Annotated in this window: 10 protein-coding genes and 1 pseudogene; 6 read left to right on the forward strand and 5 right to left on the reverse strand. The window is 60.6% G+C overall.

Translation table 11 applies throughout. The features are described 5' to 3' along the window. Positions 1–14: 14 nt before the first annotated feature. The 3 genes from AWB67_RS01975 to AWB67_RS01985 form a co-directional block, all read right to left on the reverse strand. A complete protein-coding gene (locus AWB67_RS01975; RefSeq protein WP_159964771.1) occupies positions 15–878 on the reverse strand; it encodes a class I SAM-dependent methyltransferase in 864 nt (287 codons plus the stop codon). A 167-nt stretch (positions 879–1,045) separates the two neighbouring features. Then, positions 1,046–2,263, reverse strand: coding sequence for an acyltransferase family protein (locus tag AWB67_RS01980; protein WP_087654568.1), 1,218 nt, complete (start codon positions 2,261–2,263; stop codon positions 1,046–1,048). Positions 2,264–2,458: 195 nt separating this feature from the next. Continuing rightward, positions 2,459–3,508 carry an NAD-dependent epimerase/dehydratase family protein gene (locus AWB67_RS01985; protein ID WP_159964773.1) on the reverse strand — a complete coding sequence of 350 codons (1,050 nt, stop codon included), beginning with the start codon at positions 3,506–3,508 and terminating at the stop codon, positions 2,459–2,461. A gap of 1,508 nt (positions 3,509–5,016) precedes the next feature. Here AWB67_RS01985 and AWB67_RS43305 point away from each other — a divergent pair. From AWB67_RS43305 to AWB67_RS02005, 4 genes and pseudogenes are all read left to right on the forward strand, one after another. Then, positions 5,017–6,455, forward strand: a pseudogene (locus AWB67_RS43305) (NDP-hexose 2,3-dehydratase family protein); the annotation flags it as partial. Beyond that, positions 6,419–6,535, forward strand: coding sequence for a hypothetical protein (locus AWB67_RS43310; protein ID WP_374729797.1), 117 nt, complete (start codon positions 6,419–6,421; stop codon positions 6,533–6,535). The pseudogene AWB67_RS43305 and the gene AWB67_RS43310, both read left to right, overlap by 37 nt. Positions 6,536–6,746: 211 nt before the next feature. Beyond that, entirely contained in the window at positions 6,747–7,463 is a 717-nt protein-coding gene (locus AWB67_RS02000) for a DUF2242 domain-containing protein (protein ID WP_087654572.1), read from the forward strand. A 333-nt stretch (positions 7,464–7,796) separates the two neighbouring features. After that, the gene (locus AWB67_RS02005) at positions 7,797–8,933 is read left to right on the forward strand and encodes a porin (RefSeq protein WP_087654573.1); all 1,137 of its coding nucleotides are present in this window, start codon (positions 7,797–7,799) and stop codon (positions 8,931–8,933) included. Between the two features lie 143 nt (positions 8,934–9,076). Here AWB67_RS02005 and AWB67_RS02010 read toward each other — a convergent pair whose 3' ends face one another. Both AWB67_RS02010 and AWB67_RS02015 read right to left on the reverse strand, forming a co-directional pair. Next, positions 9,077–11,185: a D-(-)-3-hydroxybutyrate oligomer hydrolase gene (locus AWB67_RS02010; protein WP_087654574.1), complete on the reverse strand. Its 2,109-nt coding sequence runs from the start codon at positions 11,183–11,185 to the stop codon at positions 9,077–9,079. A 395-nt stretch (positions 11,186–11,580) separates the two neighbouring features. Further along, complete coding sequence (locus tag AWB67_RS02015) at positions 11,581–11,949, reverse strand: BON domain-containing protein (RefSeq protein ID WP_087654575.1); 369 nt, start codon at positions 11,947–11,949, stop codon at positions 11,581–11,583. A 776-nt stretch (positions 11,950–12,725) separates the two neighbouring features. On the opposite strand from AWB67_RS02015, the gene AWB67_RS02020 reads away from it, so the two are divergent. Continuing rightward, complete coding sequence (locus AWB67_RS02020; protein ID WP_087654576.1) at positions 12,726–14,222, forward strand: TAXI family TRAP transporter solute-binding subunit; 1,497 nt, start codon at positions 12,726–12,728, stop codon at positions 14,220–14,222. Positions 14,223–14,293: 71 nt separating this feature from the next. Beyond that, the gene (locus tag AWB67_RS02025; RefSeq protein ID WP_087654577.1) at positions 14,294–14,953 is read left to right on the forward strand and encodes a 2-hydroxychromene-2-carboxylate isomerase; all 660 of its coding nucleotides are present in this window, start codon (positions 14,294–14,296) and stop codon (positions 14,951–14,953) included. Positions 14,954–15,113 lie beyond the last annotated feature (160 nt).

Below are 15,113 nucleotides of genomic sequence, written 5' to 3' on the forward strand. Positions count from 1 at the left end.
ATCGTCGGGCTTACCTACTCTTTTCTAAGGACGACAAGCTGCTGAAAAGGCGGTAATGCGGGGAAGCTGTCGACGTATGTAAGTATCCTCCCCCAAACCCTACGAATGTATTCATCCCTGTAGAAGACATTCGCACTGTAAGATCTCTCGGAATGCCACCGAAATACCGTACGATCTGACGGCAACTCTTTATTATTTTTTTTATCGGCAAAATCAGGGTGCGCATTCAGGGCAGCATAAATCGGCCATGTGGGTTTCATTTCCTGCCAAGTACGCTGGTTGTGGATCGTAAGCCACGCAATACCACCTGGACGCAAGATACGCCTGAGTTCCATGAGCCAGGTTGTGTCAAAACATTCTACGTGCGTAAAAACAGAAAAGGCGGTTACAACATCGATGCTAGCATCCGGCAGTTGCAAAGAGGGAATACTCGTGTTTTGAAAAACTTTGATTTTTGTGTCTAGATGGCGCGTAATCCAGTCGACGTGCGCGCGATTGATGTCGCAACCAATGACTTCATCGAATTCGTTGTTTGCCTGGGCATGACGTATTAAGCGTCCGGTTGCACACCCGATATCAAGAATGGTCTGCGTCGCAACCTCGTGGGATTCGATCCATTCCAAGAGCTGACAGTAATCGCGCATACCAGATGCCCAGTAAGCAAAATGGTCATTGCCATAATAGCCTTCGCGCTGCTCCGTCGAAGGCAGCGGCGAATTGTCCAATGCAAGGGCGCGTTCTAATGGAAAGCGCTCACGATCCCACTCGACGCTACCCTGATCTTCGGCAGCATACGTTGCCGCCGACCCGATGATTTGAGAAGAAACATCAGCGTACGAATTTAGGGAGATCATATCTTCCCAAGTCGAACTTGTCATTTTCGTTCCCTCCATAGGCGAGATGCCACTTTCTCTCGCATTAGCGACAATGATTAATAGCAGAAAATCTTATGCTTAACCATTGTTAAAGTCGATAATAAAAAAAGGCTGTTATCAGACGTTGTACTTACCGCGGTATGTCTCCAGTCTGACAGCCCTGTGCATGTTCAGACTGTCTCAGGTTTTATTCTTGCATCCGGATTTTTTCTGTCGCGCGGCGTATTGCTCGTTGAGTTCACCGCGAAGTTGCCGCTTCGCTCATCGGAATGACCTAAGAGGCGATCTCGGAGCCGGATATACGGTTGTTCGACAAACTCGTAGGTCAGTGTCGCGAAGGCGAAATAGAAGATCGCGAGACTGAAATACATAAGCAATGTGCTCCACCCGTCTTTTGCGGACCAACCCAACTTGTCCATTATTGCCAGAAGCAATGTGAGCATGGAAATATGCCCTAAATAAAGCGAATAGGAGACTTTGCTGGTGTGGGTGATTGCCACATCCAGTAACTTCAGTCCGGTTGACTCAAGTCGTATCAGCGCGGGAATGACGAACGCGATACTCACCGAAAACAGTGGAAAGAACGCGATCCTTATCAGCCGGCTTTTTTCCAGGTATGGCACGCCAATAGACAAATAGGTTACGAGACCCACGAGTGCCAACAATCCGACGGGCCAGAAGTTCGCGATTCGATTGAACGTTTCTGGATGGTTTATCCGAACATAGGCAAGCAGGACGCCAATAAATAGTGAGTCAAGTCTGCAGATTACAATCGATCGCACGAACGAGTCGAAACCGGCCCATTCTTCTGCCTCAACCGAAAACACGACCCGTGCTACCAGCGGTATAAAAATAAACACCAATGCAGTGGCGAGAATTGACTTACCTGAGGTCTTGAACAACTTTACGAAGCCGAGGAAGGTCAGTGGCAACAGCAGATAGAACCACTCCTCGACCGCCAAGCTCCACGAGTGAGTGAAGAAGGGTAAGGTAGGCCACGCGAGATTCTGTAAAAAAAGAAAAAACGGCCAGACTTTTGTTAGATCAGCCGGCCCGTGGTAATCGAATCGGAGGTAAAGAAGGAGAAAAAAAACATAGGCCGGCAAGGTACGGGCCCACCGACGTTTCCAAAAGTCGATAATGTCATGCTTAGAATGCAGCTTTCCTGCCTGCACCGATCGAATCAAGATATGTCCAATCAAGAAACCGCTCAATACATAAAACAGTTCGACACCCGTGACAGCTTGCGGTGCAACGTATCGAACTATCCAGTTTGCGGGCGCCCCGTGATCTAACGTGTGACCAATGACCACGGACAACACGGCACAGGCGCGCAACAAGTCTAAGCCAAAGACTCGCGAGTTGTTCGCACGGGAAGAAGTTGCCATTTCACTTATGAAGTTTGTAACAAGGCGGTTAAAGGCTTACTGCACTAGCTTGGCCGATTCTGGCTGTCATCACGACCCCAATTTTGCGCTCCGCGCACTTGCCTACTCTGTTCTTGGTAGCTTTTGCGCGGAGGGCAGCAACCCGCTGTGCATCGCGTCAGTGCCAACGTCGTCAGAGACCAAATTTGCTGAAATTCAACTTGAGCGCTCTTTTGCGATATCGTTTTGAAACAGGGAGGTCATGTGACTCAATGTGTGTTGGACGGACGGAACCGGCGGCATCGAAGAAGAAGTCAACATAAGGTGGCGCAGGGTCCTTTGCATTCCAAATTCGAAAGATGTTTTTGGATGCCAGTTGAGTAAATGTTTAGCCAATGACACGTCAAGCACACTGACGGGCACGTCAAAAGCTCGCGCTGGCTGATAGTTCACCTCGACTGGCCGCGCAAGTATCTCTTCGATAACTTGGATGATTTTCCGGAGAGAGACTCCTTGTCCCGAACCAATGTTGATGATCGGATCGATATCGCGAAACGTTTCCCTAGCTGCGCTCATCGTCGCGAGCATCGCGTCAATTGTATCTTCTATATAGACATAATCACGAACGACAAAACCATCACCCCAAATATTGATCGGCAGATTCGATAACGCACGATATGCAAATATCGATGCAGCACCCAATTGGCCGTCCACATTTTGACCCGGTCCGTACGGGTTGCTAAATCGAAGAATCCGTGCGTCGATACCGAACTGCCTCCGGTAGACCATCGCATAGGTTTCCGCGGAAACCTTTGACGCCCCATAGACGCCCAACGGATTCAAAGCGTGGTTCTCGGAGACAGGCAAGCGGGTCGGTGCGCCGTACACCGTTCCCCCGGAAGATGCCAGGACGATGGGTCCGCTTGCGGAAACACGCATCGCTTCAAGGAGGCCGACCGTACCGACGAGATTCGTCGTGAGATCAGCGAGCGGAGAGGCGTTTGCGCTTCGGGGAGACGTCGACCACGCGAGATGGAACACGCCGTCAACACCGCTGAGCGCAGCAACCCAGGTTTCTGGCGACGAGTCCAGTCGGCATTCAATTTCCGAGGCGTCGCCAGTCGCGCTGCGGACTGCACAGCGAACGTTGTGGCCGTTTGCGCGCAGCCGACGCACGAGGGCCGTACCGATGAAGCCGCTCGCACCTGTCACAAAGAATGTCTTTCTGTCAGTCGTTTGTGGCATTGGGTGCATATCTGTAACCATCTGCATGTCTCGAAAAGACAGGGGCACAGCTTACCATTCCAACAATAATGGTGAGGTAAAAAAAGCTCGACGATGAATAGTCGTTTGATGCAAGATTTTTTGATACCACTTCGTTGCCGAAGTCTAGGTGACAAAGTTACTCGAACGACGTGATGTCATGCTTAACGGGCCGCCAGCAGCTACGAAGCGGAGGGAGGTCGATGCGAGCTGACCAAGTTTATTGCACCATGCTCTGTGCCGCGTCAACTCCTTCCGACTTATCCGGCTTACACGGAAAAACACAGGCACCGGCACAATAGAACACAGCCATCTAGTGGCCGGAAAAGCCTCGCAGGATAGCCACGGGCTGTGTGCTGCCAGTCTCAGGACTTGAAAGGACGACGCAGCGGAGGCATAAAACTTGCAAGCAAAAGTTGAAGCTTCCCTGAATCGGATAGAGGTTCTTCAAGGTTAGATTATCCCTCAATTCAAAATTGGCTGGGCAGGATGCCCGAAAAGCCCCGCCTCCTCGTCACGCATTGTTCAAAGTCTGACGAATTTCGACAACCAGCCAGAAAAGCTATCAGATTTCTCGCATCGATAGTCAATCGTACGCCTGCTGTATCGGTAGGAGGCTGCTTGAACGCCTCTGGTAGCAAAAGACCGAGCGCTGTGCTCGTCCACTTGAATGCATGCGTTTGTAAAGCGCGTACTCAAGAACGATTTGAGCCGAACCGGGGTGACGAATGCCGGCAGGCGTCGAGAGACGGCCGGCCAGCGCCTGTGTTGTCTCAACTCGCGGCGTGGCAACGCTGAAGGCTTGCTCGATTCGCCCTGGTTCAGCGGATTATCTGATTAGCGCGGCTCGGCGAGTCCGGCTATGCGAAGCTCTGCCCGATCTTGATGCAACGCCTTCGAAAATTCGAATGCGTGCTTTCCACTTCAGACGCTCGGACTCAAGTCATCGACTTGGGCGGCTTTTGGTTATCTGCGGATATTGGTGCACCCTTTCGCACGGACATTTGAACGTCGGGTCTGCCCAGACAACGGACCCTCCCCAGCATCGGCCTGAAGTAGCGGTACAGGTTGCGTCACGATGGGGAGTCCTTGTGAAGCCGCCACCTCGGGCCTTAACTTGGCGCCATACTACAAGGGTCTCCGGAAGTCAAGGGGCGGTTCGGCTACATTCGCTCATCCTTTTTGCATTGTATAACGAGGTACTCGGCAATGGCGATTCGCATGGCCGCACAGCTCAAACGCCACGGGCGCGACGCATCTTCATGTCGACCTCTGCATTTCTTCTCTCGCCGGCCAGCGGTCTCCTGTCGCCATGGCCGCCTACAATCACCAGTCGTTCGTGGCGACGGCGGTTTCAACGGTTCTTGATCAGACTTTCGGGTCCGGAGCTGATTGTGGTCGATTACGGCTCGAGCGACGGCACGCCGGACGTCGTGGCTTCCATTAAGGCCTCCCGCATAAAGCTTACATGACTGCCTGTCAATCGGGCCGTGCATCCGCGCAACTTGGCATTGAACCATGCACGCGGACCCTATATCGCATTCCAAAATTCGGACGATGAGTGGCAACCGACAAAGTTAGCGTTGCAAATTCGTGCAACGGAAGGGGATTCGACTTTGTCTGCATGCTTTACTGCCGGGGAGCTCATTGGCGAAGCTGGGCAACCCGCCACCGGAACGTGGGCCGACGGGCTATTCACTACCAAAGAGCGGTTGCAAGCCAGTTGGCTCAGGCACTTCTTTGATATTGGCAATTGCCTTCTCCTGCCGTCTGGTGTGGCGAGCGCAGCTGAGCGATTTCGACCTTTGGATCCGTTTGACGGCACTCGGCCAATTCCGCCTGCTGCCAGAGTCTCTGACCCGTACGCGCATCGTGGCCAATGCAAATCTCAGCGGCCCCATCCATCCACCGTGAGACGCGCTCAACTGGAACACGCGGTCGTTTTGGAGCGCTATCTGGAAAAGCCGCTTCTCGACATGGTCAGCCATTTTATTGAACAGCGCGAAATTGGAACGCTCCGCTTCATTGCACGTCCACGCGGTGACAGGCTGGACCTGCTCGTGCATGCCAAGGCAGAACCCGGCAATGTCGGCATTGTCCAACTGGCACCAACGCGACGGCCAGCAACCGTGACCGGGTCCATGGTGGCGATTCACCCCCCTTTTCTGAATATTTCGATGATGTGGCTAGCGACGTTCTGAGCGATACGCTGCAAAGCGAACAGGGCAGTCGCTTCTTGGGCAAGCTCGATCGGAACATCTTCGTCGTCGATGACGTTGATGTCGACGACTCCCTGCATCGCTGGATTTCGCTCGAACTCTTCAAGACACTTCTTTCAGTCGATCTTCTGGTCAATACGGATGCGCGATCCGTTCTTTGCTGTATGGATTGGCGCACGCTGTATGGGCGCGGAGTCGCCGGCCGAACTGACTTTGGTCGGACTCTCCGGCGTTCCCTCGATAGCGAGGCGAGACCTCGGATCCTTCTGGAATCAGATACTCGGCTCGACCGCCTGAAGCAAGGGGCGCCCACGGCGGGGCGTCGGCCCATCGAGCATCTGGACGGATGGGCCTTTGCCGCAAACGATTCTGTCACTATGTCCAATGGCACGGTCGCCCTGCGCCATGTTCGGGTTCATTGCGCAGCACGCGAGGCGCCCGAATGGGATCAGCCGATCCTCCATACGCTGGAGGAGCAGGTTGTCGAACTGTTGTGCCGGAGCCGGGACGGCGTCCTGGAGTTCGCATTCTGCCCGCGGTGGGAGCCGGGTCTCGTCAGGGGTGTAGAACTGGGGCCGACCTTTTTTCGTCGCCCGACAGAGCCGGCAACGCAGGGTGTCATTCGTGCCCACGTACGTCAGTCGATGAAGGCGGCAGGTTCTATCGCACGACGACAGACTACCGGATCGTCGAGATCACGGCGATCGCAGATGACGATCAGTTCTTGTGGCTGAGGTTATCCGAGGTGCAGGCGCTGATGCACTCTGGCATGTTCAACAACGAACAACAACAACGAGGCCCGCAGTGCTAGTCCTTTCACACCTCTAGCTCAAGCGAACGAAAGAAGCGGGACATCCAGTCGCAACGCCTAGCCGCATCAAAACTCGTGATGCAAAGTTAGATGAATCTCGACACTAAATGCGCGGCGACGGACCTCTCCTTTTCGTCCTCCCCGCTTTTACGTCCACCCTGTCGCAGGCACTACAATCTACCCCCGCCGACGTCACTCGCTTTCCACTCTCATGCGCACCCGATTCCTCCTCCTCGGCCTCCCCCTGATCGCCCTCGCCGCCTGCGGCGGCAAGGCCACGCCGACGCCCAGCTACCAGCAGGAGATGTTCAGCACCGGTCCGAGCCCGTACGCACGCAACTTCGAGGCCCCGACGAAGGAAACCTGCGAAGCCGCCCGCCGCGCGCTGCTTTCGCAAGGCTTCATGACGACGATGGTCCAGCCCGACACCGTCGATGCCAACAAGAACTTCCAGCCGGCACCGGAGACGCACGTCGTCGTGTCGTTCCATGTCGTGTGCACGCCCGGCGAGAACACGACCAACACGAGCATCGCCTACGTGAACGCCGTGCAGGACGGCTACGCGCTCAAGAAAAGCGACACCTCCGCGAGCGTGGGTCTGAGCGTGCTCGGCTCGCTGTCGCTGCCGATCCGCTCGAACAGCGACGCGATGGTCAAGATCTCCAGCGAAACGGTCCCAGCGGGCAAGTTCTACGACCGCTTCTTCACGCTGATGAACCACTACCTGCGCACGGTGCCGCGCAGTTCGCCGATTCCCGGCGAAAACATCAAGAGCGAGGCACTCGCGCCATCGCTGATCCTGAACTCGCCCGAACTCACGCCGACGCCGATCGTCGTGCAGGCGCCGGCGGCCGCCGCAACGGCGATCCATGCGTCCGGCGCGATGGCCGCGTCTGCCCCGGTGCCGGCGTCGTCGCCGACGCAGTGAGCACCGCGCCACAGCCAGAACTGTTCTTAAATCTTCCCGCGCATGACCGAGCATGACGCCGGTTACGCCCGCGTGTCGATAGCACCTTCGCTGATCCGTCGCGCCGCCGGCGCGGGCGGGCGCTTCGCTTCCCTCCTCCGTTTCGCTCCGAAGTAACACCGCAACGCGCCGTAATCCGCCGTGTGGCGCACGCCCCACGGCCCGCGCGCCGCCCTGCGTTCTAATGCGGCCTCCGGTCGATGCGCGTCGACTTTTCGACCGGACGCCGGATGCGCGGGCGACACCACACCTCGCCCCGTCCGGCTGACCCACCTGCAATTTCGGAGAACAGCAATGAAGAAATCCCTCTTGGCGCTCGGCGTGCTCGGCACGGTGGCTGGCGCCGCTCACGCGCAAAGCAGCGTCACGCTCTACGGCCTGATCGACGCAGGCCTCACCTACACGAACAACCAGGGCGGCGCCCACAACTTCCAGGCGACGAGCGGCGCGGTCAACGGCAGCCGCTGGGGCCTGCGCGGTGCGGAAGATCTCGGCGGCGGCCTGAAGGCGATCTTCACGTTGGAAAACGGCTTCAACATCACGAACGGCAAGCTCGGCCAGAACAGCCGCGAGTTCGGACGCCATGCGTTCGTCGGGTTGTCGAGCGATCGTGCTGGTAGCGTCACACTCGGCCGCCAGTATGATTCCGTGGTCGACTATCTCGGCCCGCTCGCGCTGACCGGCACGCAATACGGCGGCACGCAGGCGGCCCACCCGTTCGACAACGACAACCTCGACAACTCCTTCCGCGTCAGCAACTCGGTCAAGTACCAGAGCCTGAACTACGGCGGCTTCAAGTTCGGCGGCCTGTATGGCTTCTCAAACGACGCGGGCGACTTCGCGACGAACCGCGCGTACAGCGTCGGCGCGTCGTACAACTACGGCCCGCTGAACGTAGCGGCCGGCTACTTGCAGTTGAACAACTCAGGCGCGACGCTCAATTCGAGCGGCGCCGTCAGCGACGACGCCACCTTCACCGCCGGCCGCCAGCGCACCTTCGGCGCGGGCATCAGCTATGCGTTCGGCGCGGCGCAGGCGGGCTTCGTCTTCACGCAGACGCGCCTCGACGACGCGACGGGCATCGGCGCATCGGCGTCGGGCACGACGAACGGCCTCGTCCTCACCGACGGAAGCGCGCGCTTCACCAACTACGAAGTGAACGGCCGCTACAGCCTGACACCCGCGTGGACGCTGTCGGGCGCCTACACGTTCACGGACGGCCGCATTGACGGCGTCAGTCCCAAGTGGAACCAGGTGAGCCTGCAGACGGCCTACGCGCTCTCGAAACGCACCGACGTCTATCTGCAAGGCGTGTATCAGCACGTCAGCGACACGGGCGATTCCGGCGTCACCGCGGCGGTCAACGGCTTGAGCGCATCGTCGTCGAACAGCCAGGTCGCGGCGACAGTCGGTTTGCGTCACCGCTTCTAGGCGGCGCCGAAGCAGAATCGATACTCCGTGAGCACGGCGGGCGCAACGCGCGAGAGGCGATGCGCCCGCCGATCCAAAAGCGAAAAAGCCGTTCGCCCCGCAAAGGGCGAACGGCTTTCTTCAGGTTGCGACCCAGCAGCGGATCAGTTCGGCACGTTCACCGCGCCACCCGCCGCGTTGATCGCATCGCCGCCCGGATTCGCCGAAATCGCCGGCAGATTGGCCGTCGTCAGCGCGGGCGCCGAGCCGGGTGTGCCGCCGCGCGGCGTCGTATGCACCACCTGCGACGGCGGCAGCGCCGCGCCGTTCTTCAGATGGCTCCACATCAGGTTCAGCGCCTGGATGTTGTAGTAGTGCAGGGGAATGAATCGCGTATCGAAACCCGCGACGCTCAGGAACGCATCGAAATGCTGCCCGTTCGTGATCTCGTAGAGCGAAAGCTGGCTCGACTTGCCTTCCGCCACCTGGTTCGCGCCGAGGTACGGACGCGACGCATGGTTGATCGGCACAAGCGCGTCGGCGCGTCCCTGCACGATGATCGCGGGCTTGCCGCGCAGGTTCGCCTTCACGCGGATCGCGTTCACGTTCGCCGCCATCGTCGGATTGCCCGTCGTCCAGAGCGTGCGCATGCAGACCGCGCCCGCAAAGCTCGCGTCGGCGGTCGCCAGACGATGATCCGCCGCGCCCGACGTCCCCGCGTTGTACACGAGATTGACGCCATTGGTCGGCGGCACGCCGTTGCCGTTGCCGAACACGGTGAGCATCGGCGAGACGAGCGGCGTGAGGCCGGCCGCGCCGGTCAGCGGGTTGGTCGTGCCGAAGCTGAAGTTGCACAGGTTGTCGGCGACGCTCGCCTGCATATAGGCATTCGCATACGTCACCGCGACCGCCGGCACTGCCTGCGAATCCCACATCGGCGCCTGCAGCGTGTCGGAATCGGACTGGTAGCCCGCCTGATGGAGCTTGTCGAGCGCGTCGTTGGCCTGGCTCCGCGTGTCGCCGCCGGAGACGAGCCCGCTCGCCGCGAGCGACGCGCAGCGCGCCGTGCGGATCGCGTTGGTCGTCACGAGCGGCAGCGCCGAGAGATACGGCGACCCGGCCGCGGCGGTCGCGAGCGCGGCGCATGGCTGCAGCAGGTTCGCGAGCGTCGTGTAGTCGGCGAGCGGCGAGCCGAACGCGCCGACCGCCACGCCACCCTGCCTCACCGACACCTGCGACGGCAGGTTCAGGTTGATCTGCGGCTCGCCGACGACGACCGCCGTGATCCAGCCGTCGGTGTCCTGCTCGGCTGCCGCGAGCGACGCGCCGCCGCCGTTGCTCACCGAGGCCGCGATCGTCGTGATGCTGCCTTTGCCATAGCGGACCTTGCGTGTGGTGCCGTCGAGCGTGCCGTACGAATCGTTGAGCGCCCAGTACGCGAACTGGATCGCCTGCAGCGTGTTGTTGCCCCAGTCCTTCTCAGGATTCTGCTGCGAGTGCGCGTGCTTGAACGCGTAGCGGTTCGAGAAATTCGTGTTGAACGTCGATGCAGAGGCCGAACCGAGGTTCGCCGTGAAAACGCTCGACTTGCCCGCGGCGTTGGCGCCCGCCAGCGTACCGTCGATCAGCGTCACGATGTTCGTCGCGAGTTCGTGCGCGCCGTTGCCGCTGCCCTTGTCGGTGTAGGCGACCGCGCAGCCGCGCTTCAGGCCCCACTCGCCCGCCGCGGAGATCGCGCCGTACACGCCGCGCGAGCCCGACGACGTCGCCGTGACGATGCACGGCTGGTCCGGATTGAAGCTCGCAGGAATCTGCACGAGCAGGCTCACGTTCTTCGTGCCGCTGCCGTCGTCGGCGAAGGCGAGGTATTCCTTGCCGGCGATCTTGCCCTCGCCGAGCGTGTCGTTGCCGTTCAGGTCGACGTTCGGCCCCCAGAAACGGCCGTAGCCGCCGTTCGCCGACATGTCGACGAGCGCGCGGTAGTTCGAATAGATCGCCAGACGCCGCAGTTCGGCGGCGGTCGGCTGCGCGGGGCTCGCGATCGTCGGCGGCGTCGCGGAGGCGAGGCCCGTCTTGCCGAGGCCGGCGGTCAGCAGGTCGTCGGTGTTGCCGTCGTAGGTCTGCGTCTTCACCGATCCCGCGATGAAGTTCGGCAGCGTGTTGTTCGCTGGGGCGCTGTTGTTGTTGTCATCGCTATCGCTGCAGGCGGTGAGCGCGACCGCGCTCAGTGCGACGAACGCCGTCATCCATGGAAGCCTTGGAATTCTTGTCATTCTCAGTCTCCGTCATGATTATTATATGACCGGGCGGCGGCCCGGCCTGGCGTCTTTGCGGGCGCAAAAACGCATACGGCCAACGCAAGTTCCGGGCCGGTTCCACACCTTCGCCAGAAGCACCTGGCGCCGGGCAGAGCCGGGTTTGACGCGTCCTGGAAGATTCCTCAGCCGTCCAGAAAGAGAGGCATACGCGCGAACATGCGCATCCGCGCGGCTGTCCCGCGCCGGGGAACCGTCTCCGTATCGAGACGGCGGCCGGCACTCGACGCCGGAGCGGCTACTCCCAACGAAAACGGGTTCCGGCGCGCGAAGCGCCGGAACCCGTCAGGCCATGAGCCCCGGCGACGCCGCGCTACGCACGACGCACGACGACGCCCCACGTCTTGCTCGACTCAGCCCCCTCCGCCCTGCGTGCCGAGCGTGATCTTGTTCGACACGGATTTGACGCCGGCCACGCCCTTCGCGACTTCCTCGGCCTGGGAGATCTGGCTGCCGTCCGGCACGGAGCCCGTCAAGGTCACGGCACCGTTGCGCGCCTTCACGAACACGTTCGACACGTCAAACCCCTGCGCCTTGGACAACGCCTTGCGAACGTCGTTGCCCAGCTTGCGGTCGGTCTTCTTGGTCGCGCTCTTCTCGGCCTTGGCGGTGGCCGCGGAGTCGGTGGTCGCCATGGCATCGCTCGACTGGGCATACGCGCTTGAGGCCACGGCTACGCACAACACCACACCCAGCGCCTTCAACATATCGACAGCTTTCATGATTTCTCCTTTTGCTTCGCTTATGACTTCGCACAGTTGCTACTTCGGATGGGACCGCATCTTTCTGGCGGCTTGCTACGACATCATGCGGAACACGAAGGCCGCGGACATGGCGCGGCCCGCGCGCATGCATGACGGCCGGCGAGCCGGCGGATGTGGCAACACGATGCAGCGAGAGGCTGGCGAATCAATCGAATGCTCGGCCGGTTGCGGGCGTGGCCCGGCGGCTCAAATTTGGGGTACTGCGCGGCGGCTGCCGGACTGCTTGTCAGCCCGCCGCTTTCCGTCCTGACGCGCGCGACCTGCGCGCCGCGTACGCATCGACCCACATTGCGGGCCGGACGAACGCGTGTGCAGGTGCACGGCGGCGAACGTCAATTTAATCCAGCACGCCCAGAAGCGCAAAGCTTTTAAGTGACGGCGACGCCCCCGCGCAACCCCCGCCATGACACGCGATTGTCACGCCGCCCTGCCTGGTAGCTGCCCGCTCCCGCCCGTCGCTGCGGTCCGGTGCCGATTCGATCTCATGTACCATCGTCGGAAAATGGCAGCCGGTGCCGCTCGACGACGCTTGCCGAGCGCCGGTTTGGCGTCGCTGTGCTGAAGCTCGACGGCGTTTTGCGTCGCAGCATCTTCGGCGGTGTTGCGCGCCGGAGAAGGAAGTTGCGATCCGAACGAGTCACTTGCTGCCGAATCGCTGACGGCGGGGAGGCGGCCTGCCGGGCGCCCGCCTGATCCCGCTTCTCGCTTCCCGCCTCCCGACCACCGACGACGAGATGACCCAGCCACCAGTGCCCAACCAAGGACCCGGGACCGGCCCCGACAAGGAACCCCGCGCCGGACGCGATGCGCGCCTCAGGCCGCCGCGCATCGTCGCGCGCTTCGTCGCGATCTCGTGGCGCGACCTGGCCCTGACCTTCGTGCCGATCCTCCTCGTGAGCGCGGCCGCGATCTACCTGGCTGTGCGCCTGATCCAGCCCGCGCCGCCGAGCACGCTGACGATCGCCGCCGGCACAAAAGGCAGTTCGTTCTGGAACAGCGCGCAGAAATACAAGGCGATCCTCGCGCGCAACGGCGTCACGCTGAACGTGCTGGAGACGCAAGGCTCGCTCGACAACCTGCGCCGCCTGAGCGACGCAAAATCGAAGGCGGACGTCGGCTTCGTGCAGGGCGGCATCAGCGGGCCGGGCACGACGCATGACAATCTGATGTCGCTCGGCAGCGTGTCGTACGTGCCGCTCGCGATCTTCTACCACGGCGCGCCGGTCACGCGCCTCTCCGAACTCGAGGGCAAGCGGCTCGCGATCAGCGCCGAAGGCAGCGGCACGCGCGCGCTCGCACTCGCGCTGCTGAAGGCGAACGGCATCGAGCCCGGCGGCGACACTGAGCTTTTGCCGCTCGGCGGCGACGAAGCGGCGGAAGCGCTCGTGAAAGGCGAGGTCGACGCGGTCTTCCTCACCGGCGATTCCGCCCAGCCGCCGACGATGGGCAAGCTTAACCGGACGCCCGGCGTGCGCTTTTTTGACTTCACGCAGGCCGACGCCTACTCACGGCGCTTTCCGTACCTGAACGTGATCGAACTGCCGATGGGCGCCTTCGATTTTGCGAAAAACCTGCCGCCGCGCCCGGTCCAAATGGTCGCGCCGACGGCCGAGCTGATCGCGCGCGACGGCCTGCACCCGGCGCTCTCCGACCTGCTGATCGAAGCCGCGCGCGAAGTGCACGGCCGCGCGAACCTGATGCAGCGCGCGAACGAGTTCCCGGCGCCGCTCGTCCACGAATTCCGCATCAGCGACGATGCCGAGCGTTATTACAAATCGGGTAAGAGCTTTCTGTACCGCACGCTGCCGTTCTGGCTCGCGAGCCTGGCCGATCGCGTGATCGTGCTGCTGGTGCCGATCATCGTCGTGCTGATTCCGGGCTTGCGGCTCGTGCCGGGGCTGTATCGCTGGCGGGTGAAATCGCGCATCTACCGCTGGTATGGCGCGCTGATTGCAATCGAACGCGAAGCCATGAGCGATCCCGACCCGGCGCAGCGCGAGGCGCTAATCGACCGCGTCGATGCGATCGAAAACGCCGTCAACCGCATGAAAATGCCGCTCGCGTTCGCCGACCAGTTCTACGTGCTGCGCGAGCACATCGGCTTCGTGCGGCAGCGGCTGACGAACGCGCAGGCGGTAGCGCGCGAGGCGCATGCGGCGCCGGCATCGGCGAAGGAGGCTCGGCCAGCGCCGGATACGGACGGCGTGACGTCGCGGGCAGACACCGCGTGACGCAACACTTAATATAGAAACGAGCAGATCGAATAACAGCGCGCTAGCCTTAAGCGTCAGGGAGAACAAACATGAGCGCCACGCGTTCCGCCGGTCCCGGCCAGTCGTATTTTTTCTTCGATTTCATTTCGCCGTTTTCCTACCTGCTGCTCGAACAGCACGAAAAATGGCCGGCGATCCCGTTCGAATTCACGCCCGTCGAACTGTACAAGCTGCTCGACCGCTGGGGCCAGCCGCACGCCGCGACCATTCCGTCGAAGCGCGTCTTCACCTATCGGCACGCGCTTTTTCGCGCCGAGCAGTTGGGCATTCCGTTCAAGATGCCGCCGTCGCATCCGTTCGATCCGGGCAAGGCGCTACGTCTAGCGGTCGCGGCCGGGAGCGACATCACGACCGTGCGCGATATTTTTCGCTTCATCTGGCGCGACGGCCGCGATCCGTCGACGCCTGAGGGTTTTCGCGACCTGTGCGAGCGCATTGGCGCGGCGGATGGCGCGCGGCTGATCGAGCAGGAGGAAACGAAGGCGAAGCTGCGCGCGAATAACGATCTCGCCGTGTCGCTCGGCGTGTTCGGCGTGCCGACCTTCGTCGTCAACGACCAGATCTTCTGGGGCGAAGATACCCTGCCGATGGTGCTCTACGTCGCGCGCTCGCCGCACTGGCTCGACGGCACGGAAGTGAAGCGCATCAGCAGCCTGCCCATGGCGCCGTCGGACGCGGATTTTAGTTAGTCGCTGGCGCCTGAGGTGGGTTTGTTGAACGCCGATTGATCTGCTTAGGCTTCTATGGAACTTGCTTTCTTTTTAGTCTATTAGCCCCTTCCCCTGTCCGGGGCAGAGCCAATAATCCGATATAAAAGCAAGTTTCATGGGAGCACATGCGCATCAAACC

Source organism: Caballeronia terrestris (assembly GCF_001544515.1).
In the GTDB taxonomy this organism is placed as follows: Bacteria; Pseudomonadota; Gammaproteobacteria; order Burkholderiales; family Burkholderiaceae; genus Caballeronia; species Caballeronia terrestris.